We start from the raw sequence: 17,140 nt of genomic DNA, 5'->3' as shown, positions 1-17,140 counted from the left end.
TTGGCCGTTGGCATTCAGTCGGCGTCGGCTTGGAGAGGCGCTTAGGGTTTGGCCTGGTTTTTCTGCCTTTCTTCGATTTTCGCATCGACCGCCGCGCGAATCTGATCAACGCTGAAACTGGCGGGTTTCTGGCTCGGCGGGTACTCGATGAAGGTCTGCAGGAAGCGCGCAGCCTTGGCCACACCTGCGGCCAGCAGGTAGGAGTTCTTCACGAGCCAGTCGTTGTACTGGTCCGAGACCAGGTCAGCCCGCTCATACGGGTCCATGCGCAGGTTGAACAGCTTGGGCACCCGCAGCGGCACGAACGGGCTGCTCCATACCGCAAAACCACCCGGTTCGCGCTGTTCGGCGAAGACCACTTTCCAGTTGTCGAAGCGCATGGACACCAGCACGCCGTCGTCGTTGAAGTAGTAGAACTCGCGGCGTTGCCCTTTAGGCTGTTGGCCAGTCAGGTAGGGCAACTGGTTGTAGCCGTCCAGGTGCACCTTGAAACTGGTGCCGCCCGAGATAGGTGACCAGCCTTTCAACAGCTTGTCCTTCACCTCGGTATCGCCAGCCGCCGCGAGCAGGGTAGGGAACCAGTCCATGCCCGAAAACATCTCGTTGGACACTTCACCGGCCTTGATCTTGCCCGGCCAACGCACAATCGCCGGTACGCGATAGGCACCCTCCCAGTTGGAGTTCTTCTCGTTACGGAACGGCGTGGTTGCCGCGTCCGGCCAGGAGAACTGGTTCGGGCCGTTGTCGGTGGTGTAGACGACGATGGTGTTGTCGGTGATCTTCAGGTCGTCGAGGGTCTGCAGCAGTTTGCCGACGTCACCGTCGTGCTCGATCATGCCATCGGCGTAATCGTTGCCGGGCATGCCGCTCTGGCCTTTCATCGATTCACGCACGTGGGTGAACACATGCATGCGCGTGGTGTTCATCCAGACGAAGAACGGCTTGTCGGCCCTGGCCTGTTTCTCGATGAACGTTTGCGCGGCGGCGGTGGTTTCGTCGTCGATGGTTTCCATGCGCTTGGTGGTCAGTGCGCCGGTGTCTTCGATCTTGCCGTCGGCGTAGCTGTGGATCACGCCACGGGGAGTCCGGGATTTGACGAAGTCCGGGTCGTCCTTGGGCCAGTACGGGCGCTCGGGTTCTTCTTCGGCGTTGAGGTGGTACAGGTTGCCGAAGAACTCATCGAAACCGTGGTTGGTCGGCAGGTATTCGTCGCGGTCGCCGAGGTGATTCTTGCCGAACTGGCCGGTGGCGTAACCCTGGGACTTGAGGGCCTGGGCGAGGGTGATATCGCGTTTCTGGATACCGACCGGCGCCCCAGGCACGCCGACCTTGGTCAGGCCGGTGCGCAGCGGTGACTGGCCGGTGATGAACGACGAGCGCCCGGCGGTGCAGCTGTTCTCCGCGTAGTAGTCGGTGAACAGCATGCCTTCGTGAGCGATGCGATCAATGTTCGGTGTCTTGTAGCCGACCACACCCATGGAATAGGCGCTGATGTTGGTCTGGCCGATGTCATCGCCGAAGATCACCAGGATGTTGGGTTTGTCAGCGGCATTCGCCGCCATTGCCATGACCGTTGTCGCCACCAAGGCGAGTTTCGGCAGCCACTTTTTTATGCGAGTCATCTGACTGGCTCCTTGTTGACGGGCGTCGCGCAGGGCGACCGGTTCCGATGTTCAAGGGGCGTCAGAAACTAAACGCCACCCATATCAGGTGGCGTGGTTGTCGATATGCAACACCGCACCGGTGACGCTGGCACCCGCGCCACTGGCCAGCAACAGCAAGGGACCGTTGAGTTCCTGCAGACCCGCGTCGTTGCCGCGTCCGGCGGCAATCACATTGACCCGGATCCGGTGCGGCGTCAGTGACTGGGCCATGGCCCGGCTCATGCGGATCAGGCTGCTGTTGGAGCGCAAACAAGGGTTGGGCTCACTGATCGGTCGGGGCGGCGGTTCGATGTTGACGATGCTGCCGCCACGTTCGGCCTTGATCATGTGCAGGCTGGTGCAATGGACCAGGTGATTGTTCAGCACCACATGCTCACGCTCGGCGCTGTTGTTGATCAGTACATCGATGCTGCCGAAGCGTTCCTCGACGGCCTCAAGCGCCGCTTCGATGCTGGGACGGCGGGCGCTGTCGAGGCTGACGATCAGCACTTCACCACCCTCCCAGCGCAGGTCGGCTACCAGCTGCTCAAGTTGCGCAGGGTATTGCGCGCCGAGGGCCACACGGGCGCCGGCGAGGCTGATCAGGCGGGCGAAATGGGCGCCGAGCCGGGTGGTGGCATCGGCTACCAATACGGTTTTGCCGGCCATGGAAAAGGGCTGCATGAGGTCGCTCATGAAACTGCCTCCATCGGCATAGTGCGGCGTGTAATGGCTGCACGGCGCACGGTTGTGCGAGGTGATGCGATGGGCACGGCACCGAGCATTTTCAGCACCAGTTCCGAGTAATGGCGGATCACGTCGTCGACGCTCCAGCGGCCATCGGCCTGATACCAGACACAGGCATGCGTCAGCATGTTGAACAGGGTGCGCGCCATCAGTTTGGGTTCGGCGCAGCTGAGCGAGCCTTCACGCACGCCTTGCTCCAGCAGATCTTGCAGACCCTTGAGGTAAACCCGTCGCGCCTGGCGGACCTGGGTCAGGGATTGTTCATCCAGGCTGCGCAATTCCAGGTTGCCGAGAATGGCCTGATCCTGATGTTCCAGGTGATAACGCACATGGCAGGCGATGAACGTGCGCAGTTTCGTATCGGCCCGCGCAACGGCGGGGCGGCTGCGTGCCCATGCCTGGGAAATCCCCTGGAAATATTCCAGAACCAGCTCCAGCAGCAACTCGCCTTTGCCTTGGTAATAGAGGTACAGCGTCGAGGGGTTGATCCCCGATTCAGCCGCCAGCTGCCGAAGGCTCATCGAGCCGTAGCCATTACGCGAGATCAGTTTGATGGCGGCCTGGCGGATATTGGTTTCAGTCATGTTCATGATGTGATCCTGCGGTCATCGATCTCAAAGTCAGCAGAGCCAATGTGGCGAGGGGGCAGTTGTGGCGAGGGAGCTTGCTCCCGTTCGGCTGCGAAGCAGTCGTATCTCTGCCGATGCGCAGCAACTGACAGATTGTCGGGGGCCGCTTCGCAGCCCAGCGGGAGCAAGCTCTCTCGCCACAGTGGTTTTGCTTGTTGCTTGTCGGTTACTGCAGATTGCCGGCCACCGCGATGGTCTGGGCCGTGATGTAGTTCGACTCCGGCGAGCAGAACAGGTACACGGCGTCGGCCGCTTCCTTCGTGGTGCCCGGGCGGCCGAGCGGGTTGCGCTGGGCGAACGATTTGGCCGCTTCCGGGCTGATGCCGACGCGGATGTCGCGGCCTTCGATGTTCACGGTGGCACCGGCATGGGCGTCGGCGCTGGTCATGCGGGTTTCGATGAAACCGAAGGCCACGGCGTTGACGTTGACCTTGAAGCGGCCCCATTCCCGGGCCAGCGCGCGGGTCATGCCCAGTACACCGGCCTTGGCCGAGGAGTAGTTCATCTGCCCGGCATTACCGTTGAGGGCCGACACTGACGAGATGTTCACCACTTTGCGGAACACTTCGCGCTCTGCTGCGGCGTCCGCCTGGGCCTGCGCCTTGATGATCGGGTAGGCGGCACGCAGGATGCGGAACGGTGCGGTCATGTGGCAGTCGAGAATCGCGTACCACTGCTCGTCGGTCATCTTCTGGATCACGTCGTCCCAGGTGTAGCCGGCGTTGTTGACGATGATGTCGATGCCGTTGAAGTTGTCCATCGCGGTCTTGATGTAGCGCTCGGCGAAATCCGGGGCGCTGACGTTGCCGTGGCACACCGCGGCTTCGCCACCCATCTTGCGGATCAGTTCTGCGGTTTCATGGGCCGGATCGGCGTCCAGGTCGTTGATCACGATGCGCGCGCCTTCGCTTGCCAGTTTCAGGGCGATCTGCTGGCCGATGCCACGACCGGAACCGGTGACCAGTGCGACTTTGCCGTCGAGTTTTGCCATGGGGTGTTGCTCCTCAATTATTCGGTTTGTTTACAGAGCGATCACAGCGTCACCAACAATTTTGGTGTCGCCGTATTGATTGATGGTGCGCACTTCGACCTTGACCCGTTGCTCGCCGTCGACTTCAAAGCGCTCGACGACAGTGCCGGTGCAGGTGATCTGGTGGCCCAAGTGGGTGATGCCGAGAAAGCGCACGCCGAACTCGCGCAACTGGCGCTGATCGACCCACTGGGTCAGCAGGCGACCGAGGTAGGCCATCGACAACATGCCGTGGGCGAACACGTCGGCCATGCCGGCCTTGCGGGCGTAGTCGGTGTCGATGTGAATGGCGTTGTGGTCGCCCGACGCACCGGCAAACAACCCCAGCGTGGTGCGGTTGATCGGCGGCAGCGCCAGCGGTGGCAGGGTGTCGCCGATGTTGATTTTTTCCAGGCTTATGGCGTTCATCAATGTTCTCCGCTTCAGCTGTTGCGCTGTACGAGCACGCTGCGCAGGTCCGCGACGTGCTCACCGTGCTGGTTGGTGACTCGGGTCTCGCGCACCACGAATTCCAGCGCGCCGCCTTTTTTGTCGTAGATGTCGGCGATGCGCACGTCGAAGCGCAGGGTGTCGCCGGCATAGGCCATGCGGTGATAACGGAACGACTCCTCACCGTGCAGGATGCGTGCGGTGACGATGCCCAGCTCAAAGCGCCAGGCGTTGGACGGGATCTGGAATTCCAGCGAGAACAGAAAGGTCGGTGGCAACGGCAGGTTCGGATGCCCCGCATCGCGAGCGGCCTGCTTGTCGAAGTAGACCGGGTTGGTTTCCCCGGTGGCCTTGGCGAAGAAGCGCAGTTGCCCGGCTTCGGCGGTGGCGAGGAAGGTGGGCAGTTGTCTGCCGATGTGTTTTTTGTCGATCATCTGAGTGACTCCTTGATTATCCGGTCGCTTCAGTTTTTCTGGTACACGGTGACGACGCAGGCGCCGCCAAGACCGAGGTTGTGCTGCACGGCGATGCGCGCGTTCGGCACCTGGCGCTGTTCGGCGGTGCCGCGCAGTTGGTGGGTCAGCTCGTAGCACTGGGCCAGGCCGGTGGCGCCCAGCGGGTGACCCTTGGAGAGCAGGCCACCGGAGGGGTTGGTTACCCACTTGCCGCCGTAGGTGTTGTCGCCGTCGTTGACCAGTTGCTCGGCGCCGCCTTCAGCGCACAAGCCGAGGCCTTCGTAGGTCAGCAGCTCGTTCTGGGCGAAGCAGTCGTGCAGTTCGATCACGTCGATGTCTTGTGGACCGATGCCGGCCTGGTTGTAGGCGATGTCCGCTGCCATGCGCGTCATGTCGAAACCAACCACGCGGATCATGTCCTTGGCGTCGTAGGTGCTCGGCAGGTCGGTGGTCAGGGCCTGGCCGGCCATCAGCACGTCGGTGCGCAGGCCATGCTTTTTCGCGAAAGCCTCCGACACCACGATGCTCGCGGCGGCGCCACAGGTCGGCGGGCAGGCCATCAGGCGGGTCAGCACGCCTTCCCACAACATTGGCGCAGCCAGGACTTCTTCCGGGGTGACTACGTTGCGGAATACGGCCAGCGGGTTGTTGGCGGCATGGCGGCTGGCCTTGGCGCGGATTTTGGCGAAGGTTTCCAGCCGGGTGCCGTACTTCTGCATGTGCGCGTAACCGGCACCGGCGAACTGGCGGATGGCGGTCGGCAGGTCGGGCATGCCCACCAGTTCGTTGGTCAGCTTGAGGGCGCGCTCGGTGGCCGGGGCGCGGTCGGTCCAGGCGGACTTCAATGCGCCCGGATTCATCTGTTCGAAGCCGAATGCCAGGGCGCAGTCCACCGCACCGCTGGCCACGGCCTGCCGGGCCAGGAACAGCGCGCTGGAGCCGGTGGCGCAGTTGTTGTTGACGTTGATCAGCGGGATGCCGGTCATGCCCACGCGGTACAGGGCTTTCTGGCCGCAGGTGGAGTCGCCGTAGACGTAGCCGGCGTAGGCCTGCTGGATGTCACTGAAGTCCAGCCCGCAATCGGCCAGGGCCAGGCGAATCGCCTGTTCACCCATGATGTCGTAGGGCTCGTTGGTCCCCGGTTTCTTGAACTGGATCATGCCGACGCCAGCAACGAACACTTTATTGCTCATCGTTGTTTTCCTTGTTGTTTGAGAGGTTCAGAGCTTGCGCGCGATCATTTCGCGCATGACTTCACTGGTACCGCCGTAGATGCGGTTGACGCGCATGTCGACGAACGCGCGGGCAATCGGGTACTCCATCATGTAGCCGTAGCCGCCGTGCAGCTGGACCATGTCGTCGATGCATTTCCACAGGGTTTCGGTGGTGTGGAGCTTGGCGATGGCGGCTTCTTCGAGGGTCAGCCGGCGGCGCATGTGTTCGCCCAGGTAGTAGTCGACCATCACCCGCAGGGCGGTGGCCTGGGCCTTGATGTCGGCGAGTTTGAATTTGCTGTTCTGGAAGTCCCACACGGTCTGGTTGAAGGCCTTGCGGTCTTTCACATACTCGATGGTCTGCTCCAGCAGGCGCTCAAGCTTGGCGGCGGCGGACACGGCGATGGAGAAACGCTCTTGCGGCAGCTCACCCATCAGGTAGCTGAAGCCCAGGCCTTCCTCGCCCAGACGGTTGCCCATCGGGACGCGGACGTTGTCGAAGAACAGTTCGGCGGTGTCCTGGGCGTGCTGGCCGACCTTTTCCAGCTTGCGGCCATGCTTGAAACCGGCGCGGCCGGTTTCCACGGCAATCAGGCTGATGCCCTTGGCGCCAGCGGCCGGGTCGGTTTTGCACACGACGATCACCAGGTCGGCGGTCAGGCCGTTGCTGATGAAGGTCTTGCTGCCATTGATCACGTACTCGTCGCCATCGCGCACGGCGGTGGTACGCACAGCCTTGAGGTCGCTGCCGGTACCGGGTTCGGTCATGGCGATGGCGAGGATGATTTCGCCTGCGCAGATGCCCGGCAGCCATTTCTGTTTCTGTTCTTCGTTGCCGCAACGGTTGATGTAGGGGGCGATCACGTCGGAGTGCATGCCGAAGTAGGCGCCGCTCACGCCAGCCCGGGCGAACTCTTCGTTGAACACCGCGCAGTGGCCGAAATCGCCGCCGCCACCACCGTATTCGGTAGGCAGGGTGATGCCGAGCAGGCCTTCGCGGCCGGCCTTGAGCCAGGTTTCCCGGTCGACCTGACCGGCCTTGTCCCAGGCGGCCTGGCGCGGCAGGCATTCACGCTCGAAAAAACGGCGCACGGTGGTGCGGAACATCTCATGGTCGTCGCGGAAAACGGTTCGGGCGATGTGCACGCAAGACTCCTCAAAAATGCCAGGCCGGCCATAGGCCGAGCGCTTACGCAAGGCGCGAACTGCGCCTGTGATCTGAGGGTTACGATAGGTGGGGGGGCGCGAGTGAACGCCACCCGAGGTGGGTGGCGGTTAAAAAATCACTGAAGACAACACAATCCCTGTGGGAGCGGGCTTGCCCGCGAAGAGGCCAGCAAATTCAACATCTGTGTTGACTGACACACCGCCTTCGCGGGCAAGCCCGCTCCCACAGGTTTCTCTATTGGCAGTTAGTGAGTACCAGTGCCTGGATCACCCTGCGATTCCAGATCCCGCACCCGCGCCACCGCTTCATCGCGGCTGCTGACGCCGAGCTTGCTGTAGATATGGCTCAGGTGCCATTTCACGGTTTCCGGGGACAGCCCCAGGGCGCGGGCGATTTTCTTGTTGGGCAGGGCCTGGGCCAGCAGTCGAACCACTTCGATCTCCCGTTCGCTCAAGGGCTCGATCCCGGCCGCCAGCGGTTTGCTGGTTGCCGCCGTGGCGGGCTTGGTTTTCGAGACCGCAGGCGCTGTGGCCCCGGCGGCCTGCAAGCGTTCGACATAAAACGCCAGCACCGGGTCCAGGACTTCCCGGCTGGTGATATCGCAGATCAGTTTCAACCCGTCCGGATGGGCGTCGATGAGGCTGCGCACCAGGCCGAAGCGTTGCCCTCGGCGCAGCGCCTCCATGACCTTGTCCCGCGCCTGCTCATGGTGACCCCGTTCGGACTCGATCACGGCACTGAGCACCATCAGGCGTACCGCTCCAAGTTGGCGGCGGTGCCTTTCACAGGTTTGGATCAGCTGCTCTATGCGTGCGAAGGCGCCGTCCAGGTCGCCCTGCGCCAGTTGCCAGCGAGCGCGGGCGTTCTCGGCCAGGATGTGGATTTCCTTGAGTGCCGTGTGCCCGGCGTCCGGGTGGCGCGCGTCGATGGCATCCAGGCGCGCCAGCTTGGCCTGGGCTTGTGCGGTTTCCCCGAGTGTCAGCAACCAGCGCACCTGCCAGGTCAGGCAGTAGGCTTGCAGGCGCTCCAGGCCGAGTTTGATCGCGTACTCATCAAGGCGCTCGACGAACGCCAGGGCCTCCTGATGGTTGCCCGCCAGCCATTGCACATTCCACAGCACTTGCAGCACACGCAGCACGGAATCGGGAATCGAGATCCGTTCGAGAATGTCGATCCAGCCCGAGAGCATCTTGAACGCGGCGTCGAGGTCGTTGGTTTCGTACAGCACTTCGCCAAGCAGCGCAGCGGAGAGATAAGTCGCGTCGGCACCGCCCTTGCCGCATTGGCCGGCTTCATGCAACACATCGCGGTAAACCCGTTCCGCCTGGGTCATCTGGCCTTCAAGGGCCAGGCTCAAGCCGATCAGGCAACGACCCTGAAGGCTGCCCGCCGTGGTCCCCAACAGAGGCTGGCCATTGATCAGCAGGTTCGGCCGGTCGAGTTGCACCTGCCGGGCCTTTTCGTATTCACCGCGGTGCATGTACAGCCAGGACAGGATGTTGGCACAGGAGCCGATGGCCACGCTGTTGCTGCCCGCAGGCGGGTTGAGCAATTGCGGCAGGACCGTCATGGCCGCATCGGTGTCATCCCGCTGCAGGGCCAAAGAGGCGCGCAGCAGCGAGATCATGAAGCGGTCATGGACTTCGCTCTCGGGAACGTCGCGAAACAGTTGTTCGAGGCTGGCGGTGCAGGCCACGAAGTCCCTGGCATACAGCTGCATCCGCGTCTTGAGAATGCGCAGCTTGACCCGGGCCTGTACCTGTTCGACCGGCAACAGCCGCACCAACTCGATCAACATGCGCAGGTCGCCATGGGCGTACAGCGCCTCGCAGTGTTGTTCCACCAGATCGGCGGCGGCCGACGGGTCGCCGCCCATGACCGCATGGTGCACCGCTTCATCCAGGTGATTGTGCTCGCGGAACCAGTTCCATGCGCGAACGTGCACCGCTTGTTGCTCGGCGTGGCTTCGCGAGTCGAAATACTTGAGCAGGGTTTCGCGCAGCAATGGGTGCAGGCGATACCAGGTTTCGCGCTCGGTGCTGTCCACCGGAATCAGGAACAGGTTGTCCCGCTCCAGCCGCGTCAGCAGCGCGTTCGCCTCGGCAACCACCTGCGGGTGACCGCTCAAGGCCGCGCACAACGAGGCGCAGAAACGGTTGCACACGGCCATGAGCAGCAACAGGTCCAGGTCGGTCGGTGACAGGTGGGACAACACTTCGACTTCGAAAAACCTGGCGAAGGCTTGATCGTCCCGTAGCTGCGCTTGCACCGACGTTGCCTCTGTGGCGGCAGGCGGGCGATTCTTTTTGCGGCTGACGGCAAGCAGTTGCAGGCCGGCGACCCAGCCATCGGTCAGGTCATGCATCATCCGGGCGTCCCGGGCGCTGATCTCGCCCAACTGCGCCTTTAGGAACTGTTCGGATTCGGCGGCGGTGAAACGCAAGTCCCGCAGGTTCAGCTCCAGCACCAGTTCCTGGCTGCGCAACCGCGCCAGGGACAGCGGCACGACGCTGCGCGATACCAGCGCCAGGTGCAGGTTGGCCGGGGCGTAGTCGATCAGCCATTGCAGGGCCTGATGAATGCCCACGTCTGTCAGGTGGTGCAGGTCGTCGAGTACCAGCACCAGCTCACGGCCACGGCTGGCAATGCTGCGCACCAGAGTGATGACAGTGCGTTCCACGGCTTCGCTGTCGATGCCGCGACCTTCCAGTTGAGTCGCTTCGCGCACGAGCGTCGGGTCGATCTGGCCGAGGCTCGCCAACAGATAGTCAAGAAAGCGCGCCAGTTCGTTGTCATCGGCCGACAGCGTCAGCCACGCCACATCGAACCCCAGCGGCAACAGCGCCTGGCGCCAGGCAATCAGGGTCGAAGTCTTGCCACACCCGGCCGGCCCCTTGAGCACGATGCAACGCAGGCGGCGGGCCTTGAGCATTTGCTCCTGCAGGCGCTCGCGGGAAATCAGGCGCCCGGCGCTGCGCGGCGGAGTCAGTTTGGTACTGACGATCGGGGACTGAACCGGATTGAAGACCTGGCTGGCATGGGTGTCCGATGCATTGGACTTGCGGTGTTTATCCATGGGGCTGTCCGATTCTTTTTTGTTTTGTGAGTGCGCCGAATCTCATCGAGTGTAACCCAGACCATGGGCGGGATGACCCTGTCTTTGGCGGCCACCACCCGATGCGGGTGGTGGTCGGTGGGGCCGGGATTGATCTACTGGATGGCACAACAATAGGAGTGCTGCTGGCGCTCCAGAAGAATCACGGAGCGTTGGCGATGGGCGTACTGAGCGGCATTCGGGTGGTGGAGTTTGAGGCAATCGGGCCGGCGCCGTTTGGCACCATGCTGTTGGCCGACATGGGTGCCGACGTGGTGCGCATCGACCGGCCGCAGAAGGCCAGTGACCTGGGGCCGAAGCTTGAGGGCAAGCGCGCGGACATCACCGGGCGCAACCGCCGTTCGGTCACCCTCGACCTGAAACACCCCGACAGTGTCGCCGTCGCGCTGCAATTGATTGAACGCGCCGACGTGGTGATTGAAGGATTTCGCCCCGGCACGATGGAGCGCCTGGGCCTCGGCCCGGAAGTCGCACTACTGCGCAATCCGCGTCTGGTCTACGCCCGTATGACCGGCTGGGGCCAGACCGGCCCGATGGCCGACCGCGCCGGCCATGACCTGAACTACATCGCCTTGTCGGGTGTGCTGTCGAGTATTGGCCCGGCCGGTGGTCGGCCGGTGCCGCCGCTGAACCTGGTGGGTGACTACGGCGGTGGCGGCATGTTGCTGGCGATGGGCGTACTGGCGGCGCTGCTCAATGTGCAGCGCGGCGGCACCGGGCAGGTGGTCGATGCGGCGATGACCGAAGGTGCGGCGCAGCTGGGCTCGGTGATCTGGGGCCTGCTGGCTGGTGGTCACTGGAAAGAACAGCGCGGCAGCAACCTGCTCGATGGCGGTGCGCCCTGGTACGACACCTACGAAACCCGCGACGGCCAGTACATGGCGATCGGGCCGATTGAATCGCGCTTTTATGGGCAGATGCTGGACATTCTCGGGCTTTCCAACGCAGACCTGCCCAGTCAGCACGACCGGGCGGGTTGGCCACGGTTGCGTGAGGCACTCACCGCTGCGTTCTTCGGTCGTACCCGCAAGCAGTGGGAGGAGGCCTTCGAAGGCAGCGACGCCTGCGTTGCGCCGGTGCTTGGGCTCGCCGAAGCGGCCAAGCACCCACACGGCATTGCCCGTGGCAGCTTCATCGAGGTCGACGGGGTGGTGCAACCGGTTCCGGCTCCGCGTTTCCTCGGCACGCCATCGGCGCAACCGCAACCGGCGCCCGAGCGTGGTGAGCATGGCGGTGCGGCACTGCGCGACTGGGGCTTCGACACCGCGGCCATCGAGCGCTTGCGTGAACTGGGCCTGGGTTTTGGCGCCTGAAAAACAACATGAAGAATCGCGCAGCGCAGGAGTTACACCATGGCCATTCAGTTCAAGATCATCGATCACGTGGCACTCATCACGCTCGATGCGCAACAGTCGAACAACGCGCTGACCGTCAGCGATCTGATGCACCTGCGCAAGACCCTGGGTGCCTGCCAGGATGACGAGCAGGTGCGGGTGATCGTCCTGACCGGTGCCGGCGAGCGCGCGTTTTGCAGCGGAGCAAGCCACAAGGAGTCGTTGCTGGCGGCATCCGGTTTTGTTGCCGGCAACCTCAAAAGCCGCGAAACCGAAGCCGAGGAGGGCGGCTACAGCCGGCTGTTCGACCTCAGTGACCTGGACATCTGGAAACCGGTGATTGCCGCCATCAATGGTGCCTGCCTGGGTGGCGGTCTTGAGCTGGCGCTGCAATGCGACCTGCGCATTGCCTCGGCCAGCGCCACATTCGGCTTGCCTGAGGTGTGCGACGCGACCATTCCGGCGGCCGGTGGCGTGCAGTACTTGCTGCGCGCAATTCCAGCGGCCCATGCCATGAAAATGGCGCTGACCGGGGAATCGATCAACGCCGGGCAGGCCTTGGACATCGGTTTGATCATCGAGCTGTTGCCCAGGGACCGTCTGCTGCCAGCGGCGCTGGACCTGGCCGAGCGCATTGCCGCCAACGGCCCGCTCGCGGTGCAGTCGATCAAGCGCCTGGCCTTGCAGAGCGCCCATCTCGCACCCCGGGACTTCGTCACCCAGGCCCATCTGCACTGGGGCTTGCTGCGCGACAGCGAAGATCACGCCGAAGGGCGCATGGCACAGGTCGAGCAGCGTTCGCCGAAATACACCGGTACCTGATCCCCAGAGTCGCGTTCGTTACCTGACAACAATAATTCACAGGAGAACCTCATGTATCTGACCCAAGGCCTGCACCGCGTGCTGCAGCAACGTCCCCATGCCGTGGCGACGGTCTTTCGCGACCGCCGCCGCACCTATGCCGAACTGGCCGACCGGGTGGCTCGCCTGGCCGGGGCCTTGCAGCAACTGGGGATGCAGACCGGCGATCGCGTCGGTCTGCTGGGCCTGAACTCCGACCGGTTCCTTGAGTATTTCCTGGCGACCTGGTGGGGCGGTGGCGTGGTCAACCCGGTGAACATTCGCTGGAGCGTGCCGGAAATCGTCTATTCGCTGGACGACTGCGACACCCGCATCCTGCTGATCGACGACACCTTCCTGCCCCTGGCCGAAGGCATTGCCGGCAGCGCCAGGGTGCGGCCATTGCTGATTCACATTGGCGACGGGCCGTTGCCAGAGGGCATGCTGTCCTACGAGCAATTGATTGGTGAAGCCACGCCCGTGGACGACGCGTTTCGCGGCGGCGATGACCTGGCGAGCATCATGTACACCGGCGGCACCACCGGCCGACCGAAAGGCGTGATGCAGTCGCACATGAACCTGTGGACCGCTGCCGTGGCCCGCGCCGCCGACGTACCGGTGCCGGCGGACGCCTTGACCCTGCACATCGCGCCGATGTTCCACCTGGCGGCGCTGTCGCGGGTGATCCTGATTTCGCTGCTGGGGCTGCCGAGCATTTTCGTTCCGGCCTTCGATGCCCTGGACGTGATGCGCACCATCGAGCGCGAGCGCATCACCGATATCCTGATCGTGCCGACCATGCTTCAGGCGCTGATCATGCACCCCGATTTCGCCAGGCATGACCTGAGCTGCCTGCGCAGCCTCACTTATGGCGCTTCGCCGATTGCCGTGCCCTTGCTGGAAATGGCGCTCAAGGCCTTGCCGAATGTCGAGTTCACCCAAGGCTACGGCATGACCGAAGCGGCGCCGCCGATCTCCGCCAACGGCCCGGAAAACCACAGCGCCGAAGGCATCGCCAATGGCCGTCTGCGCTCGGCCGGGCGCCCGGGGCTGGGGGTCACGGTGCGCATCGTCGATGAACAGGACAACGAAGTGCCCTGCGGCACCGTCGGCGAAGTGGTGGTGCGCGGCCCGAACATCATGCTCGGCTACTGGAACAACCCCGAGGAAACCGCCAAGGCCTTGCGCGGCGGCTGGATGCACACCGGCGATGGCGCCTACATGGACGCCGATGGCTTCATCTACATCGTCGACCGCTTCAAGGACATGATCGTCAGCGGTGGCGAGAATGTGTATTCCGGCGAAGTGGAAAGCGCCATCGCCAGTCACCCGGCCGTCGCCGCCTGCGCAGTGATCGGCATTCCTTGTGCCCAGTGGGGCGAAGCGGTGCACGCGGTGGTGGTGCTCAAGCCGGACAACGAGGTTGCAAGCGCCCAGATCATTGAACACTGCCGTCGGCAGATTGCCGGCTACAAGACCCCGAAATCCGTGGAGTTCCGTGCTGCACTGCCGTTGTCCGGTGCGGGCAAGGTGCTCAAGCGCGATCTGCGTGAACCGTTCTGGCGCGGCACGGATCGGGGCGTGAGCTGACAGCATGTACATGACCCAATGCCTGCAACGCACGCTGCAACAGAACCCGGACCACATCGCGACTATCCATGGCGAGCGTCGCCACACCTACCGTGAATTTGGCGAACGGATCGCTCGCCTGGCGGGTGCCTTGCAGAAACTCGGCATGGCGGCCGGTGACCGGGTCGGCATGCTGGCGCTGAACTCCGACCGCTACCTGGAATACATCATGGGCGTGTGGTGGGGCGGCGGGGTGCTCAATCCGGTGAACATCCGCTGGAGCGTGCCGGAAATCGTCTATTCGCTGGACGATTGCAGTACTGGCATCCTCATCGTCGATGAGCACTTCGCAGCGCTGGCCGAAGGCATTTGTGCCAGGGCCCGTCGTGCGCCGCTGTTGATTTATGCGGGTGACGGTGACGTGCCGGCCGGCATGTCGGGTTTCGAGCAATTGATTGCCCAGACTGCGCCAGTGCAAGACGCCGGGCGGGGCGGTGAAGACCTTGCCTGCATCATGTACACCGGCGGCACCACCGGGTTTCCCAAGGGTGTCATGCAGTCGCACCTGAACCTGTGGTCGGCGTGCATGCCTCGCATGGTGGACATGCCGCCGATCCACGGCGGCCTGTTGATGCATGTCGCGCCGTTGTTCCATGTCGCCGGCATGGCCCGTGCACTGATTCAGTTTCTGGCCGGTGAAAGCCATGTGCTGGTGTCGAGTTTCGACCCCTTGCAGGCCTTGCAGATGATTGAGCGCGAACGGGTCACCGAGACGTTGCTGGTGCCGACCATGATCCTTGCGCTGTTGGCTCATCCTGACTTTGACAAGTATGACCTGGGCAGCCTGAAACGCCTGACCTACGGCGCTTCACCCAGCGCCGGGGATATGGTCGGGCAAGTGCTGGCCAGACTGCCGGACATCGAACTTTCACATTCCTACGGACTGACCGAGGCCTGCCCGGTGGTGTCCAGCAATCTGCCGTGCAATCACACGCCAGAGGCGCGCATCAGCGGCCTTTCACGCTCGGTAGGGCGCGGTGGCCTGGGCGTTAACGTGAAGATCGTCGACCCGCAGGGCCAGGAGGTGCCGCGCGGCACGGTGGGCGAGATCATTGTGCGCGGGCCGAACATCATGCAGGGCTACTGGAACAAGCCCGAGGAAACCGCCAGGGCGTTGCGCGACGGGTGGCTGTACACCGGCGACGCGGCGTGGATGGACGAGCAGGGCTACCTGTTCATCGTCGACCGCTTGAAGGACATGATCGTCAGCGGTGGGGAAAATGTTTACTCGGCGGAAGTCGAAAACATACTGTCGCGACACCCGGCCGTGGCGATGTGCGCGGTGATCGGTGTTCCCCATGAGCAGTGGGGCGAGGCGGTTCACGCGGTGGTGGTGTGCAAGCCCGGTGCCCAGGCCGATGAGGAGCAATTGCGGCTGTTCTGCCGCGAGTTCATCGCCGGCTACAAGTGCCCCAAGAGCGTGGAGTTCCGCGACGAACTGCCACTGTCGGCGGCGGGCAAAGTCCTCAAACGCGAACTGCGCAAGTAACCACACCACAAAACTTTGTAGGAGCGAGCCTGCTCGCGATAGCGGAGTGTCAGACGACGGATGTGTTGAATGTGACGCCGCCATCGCGAGCAGGCTCGCTCCTACAGGGGGGTGTGTTGCCTGCCTGATTTTCGTTGTTCAAATCCCCCGCAATCCGCTACCCGATCCGGGTGGCTTCATCACCCACCCCCCGCCAATACAGTGGACCCACGAACCAGGCGCGTGCCTGCCTGGCAACCCACTGGAGATCCCGATGCACATCAACCGTACCGTCTACCGTGAAGACCACGAAATGCTGCGTGAAACCGCGCGGCGTTTCTTCGAGCGTGAATGCCTGCCCAAGCAGGCGCAGTGGGACGAGGCCGGGCAGGTCGACCGGGAAACCTGGCTCAAGGCGGGCCGCCATAACCTGTTGTGCCTCACCGTGCCCACCGAATACGGCGGTGGCGGTGGCGACTTCGGTCACTCGGCGGTACTGATCGAAGAGCTGTACCGTGCCGGTGTCTCGGGCTGGAGCCTGGGTGTGCATTCGGACATCGTCGCCCCCTACATCGTGCGCCTGGGCACTGAAGAGCAGAAGCAGCAATGGCTGCCGAAAATCTGCTCCGGCGAAACCGTGCTGGCGGTGGCCATGACCGAACCGGGCACCGGCTCCGACCTCAAGGCGATCCGCACCACCGCCGTGCGCGACGGTGACGAGTGGGTGATCAATGGCAGCAAGACTTTCATCAGCAACGGCCTGACCTGCGACATGGTCGTGGTGGTGTGCAAGACCGACCCGAGTGCGGGCGCCAAGGGCTGCAGCCTGATCATGGTCGAGTGCAATCGCGAGGGTTTCCGTCGTGGCCGCAAGCTTGAGAAGGTCGGCCAGCACGCTGCCGACACCGCCGAGTTGTTCTTCGACGACGTCCGTGTGCCGGTGGGCAACCTGCTCGGTGAAGAAAACAAAGGCTTCATGCACTTGATGGAGGAGTTGCCGCAAGAGCGCCTGGTCATCGCCCTGTACTGCGCCGCCAAACTCGAACGCCTGCTGGAGCAGACCGTCGAGTACGTCAAGGACCGCAAGGCCTTCAACCAGACCGTGTGGGACTTCCAGAACACCAAATTCAAGCTGGCCGACATCAAGGCCAAGGCCACCGCCGTGCGCCTGACCATCGACCACTACATCGCCGAACACATGCGCCGTCGCCTGACCGTGCAGGAGTCGGCCATCGCCAAGCTGTACGCCACCGAGACGCTTTGGCAGTGCATCGACGACATGGTCCAGCTGCACGGCGGCTACGGCTACATGCTCGAGTACCCGATTGCCCGTGCCTTCGTCGACATGCGCGTGACGCGCATCTTTGGTGGCACCAGTGAAGTGCTGCGTGAGCTGATCGCTCGCCAGTTGTGATCCTTCCCCCTCATTTTCAGGTGAC

The 17,140-nt window shown here is 63.2% G+C and carries 14 protein-coding genes; 5 read left to right on the top strand and 9 right to left on the bottom strand.

The window, feature by feature from the left end:
• Window positions 1–41: 41 nt before the first annotated feature.
• The 9 genes from KGA96_RS26075 to KGA96_RS26035 form a co-directional block, all read right to left on the bottom strand.
• On the bottom strand, window positions 42–1,622 hold the full coding sequence (locus KGA96_RS26075; protein ID WP_223515433.1) for an arylsulfatase: 1,581 nt from the start codon (window positions 1,620–1,622) through the stop codon (window positions 42–44).
• An 84-nt stretch (window positions 1,623–1,706) separates the two neighbouring features.
• A complete protein-coding gene (locus tag KGA96_RS26070; RefSeq protein ID WP_046040399.1) occupies window positions 1,707–2,339 on the bottom strand; it encodes an SDR family NAD(P)-dependent oxidoreductase in 633 nt (210 codons plus the stop codon).
• Complete coding sequence (locus KGA96_RS26065; protein WP_223515430.1) at window positions 2,336–2,980, bottom strand: TetR/AcrR family transcriptional regulator; 645 nt, start codon at window positions 2,978–2,980, stop codon at window positions 2,336–2,338. The genes KGA96_RS26070 and KGA96_RS26065 overlap by 4 nt, the downstream gene beginning before the upstream one ends.
• A gap of 205 nt (window positions 2,981–3,185) precedes the next feature.
• The gene (locus tag KGA96_RS26060) at window positions 3,186–4,010 is read right to left on the bottom strand and encodes an SDR family NAD(P)-dependent oxidoreductase (RefSeq protein WP_223515427.1); all 825 of its coding nucleotides are present in this window, start codon (window positions 4,008–4,010) and stop codon (window positions 3,186–3,188) included.
• 30 nt (window positions 4,011–4,040) lie between these two features.
• Window positions 4,041–4,457 (bottom strand): MaoC family dehydratase, encoded by a 417-nt coding sequence (locus tag KGA96_RS26055; RefSeq protein ID WP_223515424.1) that lies wholly within the window; start codon window positions 4,455–4,457, stop codon window positions 4,041–4,043.
• 14 nt (window positions 4,458–4,471) lie between these two features.
• Window positions 4,472–4,912 (bottom strand): MaoC family dehydratase N-terminal domain-containing protein, encoded by a 441-nt coding sequence (locus tag KGA96_RS26050; protein ID WP_223515421.1) that lies wholly within the window; start codon window positions 4,910–4,912, stop codon window positions 4,472–4,474.
• A 29-nt stretch (window positions 4,913–4,941) separates the two neighbouring features.
• Window positions 4,942–6,126: a lipid-transfer protein gene (locus KGA96_RS26045; protein WP_223509407.1), complete on the bottom strand. Its 1,185-nt coding sequence runs from the start codon at window positions 6,124–6,126 to the stop codon at window positions 4,942–4,944.
• Window positions 6,127–6,153: 27 nt separating this feature from the next.
• Window positions 6,154–7,254, bottom strand: coding sequence for an acyl-CoA dehydrogenase family protein (locus tag KGA96_RS26040; protein ID WP_223515457.1), 1,101 nt, complete (start codon window positions 7,252–7,254; stop codon window positions 6,154–6,156).
• A 305-nt stretch (window positions 7,255–7,559) separates the two neighbouring features.
• Window positions 7,560–10,391 (bottom strand): LuxR C-terminal-related transcriptional regulator, encoded by a 2,832-nt coding sequence (locus KGA96_RS26035; protein WP_223466268.1) that lies wholly within the window; start codon window positions 10,389–10,391, stop codon window positions 7,560–7,562.
• A 197-nt stretch (window positions 10,392–10,588) separates the two neighbouring features.
• On the opposite strand from KGA96_RS26035, the gene KGA96_RS26030 reads away from it, so the two are divergent.
• The 5 genes from KGA96_RS26030 to KGA96_RS26010 all read left to right on the top strand — a co-directional run bounded on the left by KGA96_RS26030 (window position 10,589) and on the right by KGA96_RS26010 (window position 17,115).
• Entirely contained in the window at window positions 10,589–11,743 is a 1,155-nt protein-coding gene (locus KGA96_RS26030) for a CaiB/BaiF CoA transferase family protein (RefSeq protein WP_223515417.1), read from the top strand.
• A gap of 39 nt (window positions 11,744–11,782) precedes the next feature.
• Window positions 11,783–12,586 (top strand): enoyl-CoA hydratase/isomerase family protein, encoded by an 804-nt coding sequence (locus KGA96_RS26025; protein WP_223466271.1) that lies wholly within the window; start codon window positions 11,783–11,785, stop codon window positions 12,584–12,586.
• A gap of 51 nt (window positions 12,587–12,637) precedes the next feature.
• Window positions 12,638–14,194 carry an acyl-CoA synthetase gene (locus tag KGA96_RS26020; protein WP_046040409.1) on the top strand — a complete coding sequence of 519 codons (1,557 nt, stop codon included), beginning with the start codon at window positions 12,638–12,640 and terminating at the stop codon, window positions 14,192–14,194.
• 4 nt (window positions 14,195–14,198) lie between these two features.
• On the top strand, window positions 14,199–15,722 hold the full coding sequence (locus KGA96_RS26015) for a long-chain-fatty-acid--CoA ligase (RefSeq protein WP_223515414.1): 1,524 nt from the start codon (window positions 14,199–14,201) through the stop codon (window positions 15,720–15,722).
• 253 nt (window positions 15,723–15,975) lie between these two features.
• Window positions 15,976–17,115, top strand: coding sequence for an acyl-CoA dehydrogenase family protein (locus KGA96_RS26010; protein WP_046040411.1), 1,140 nt, complete (start codon window positions 15,976–15,978; stop codon window positions 17,113–17,115).
• Window positions 17,116–17,140: the final 25 nt, after the last annotated feature.

It is taken from the genome of Pseudomonas sp. GL-R-26, from assembly GCF_019947365.1.
Lineage (GTDB): Bacteria > Pseudomonadota > Gammaproteobacteria > Pseudomonadales > Pseudomonadaceae > Aquipseudomonas.
Note: the sequence above shows the minus strand (reverse complement) of the source record. Positions and strands in the feature narration are given on the sequence as shown.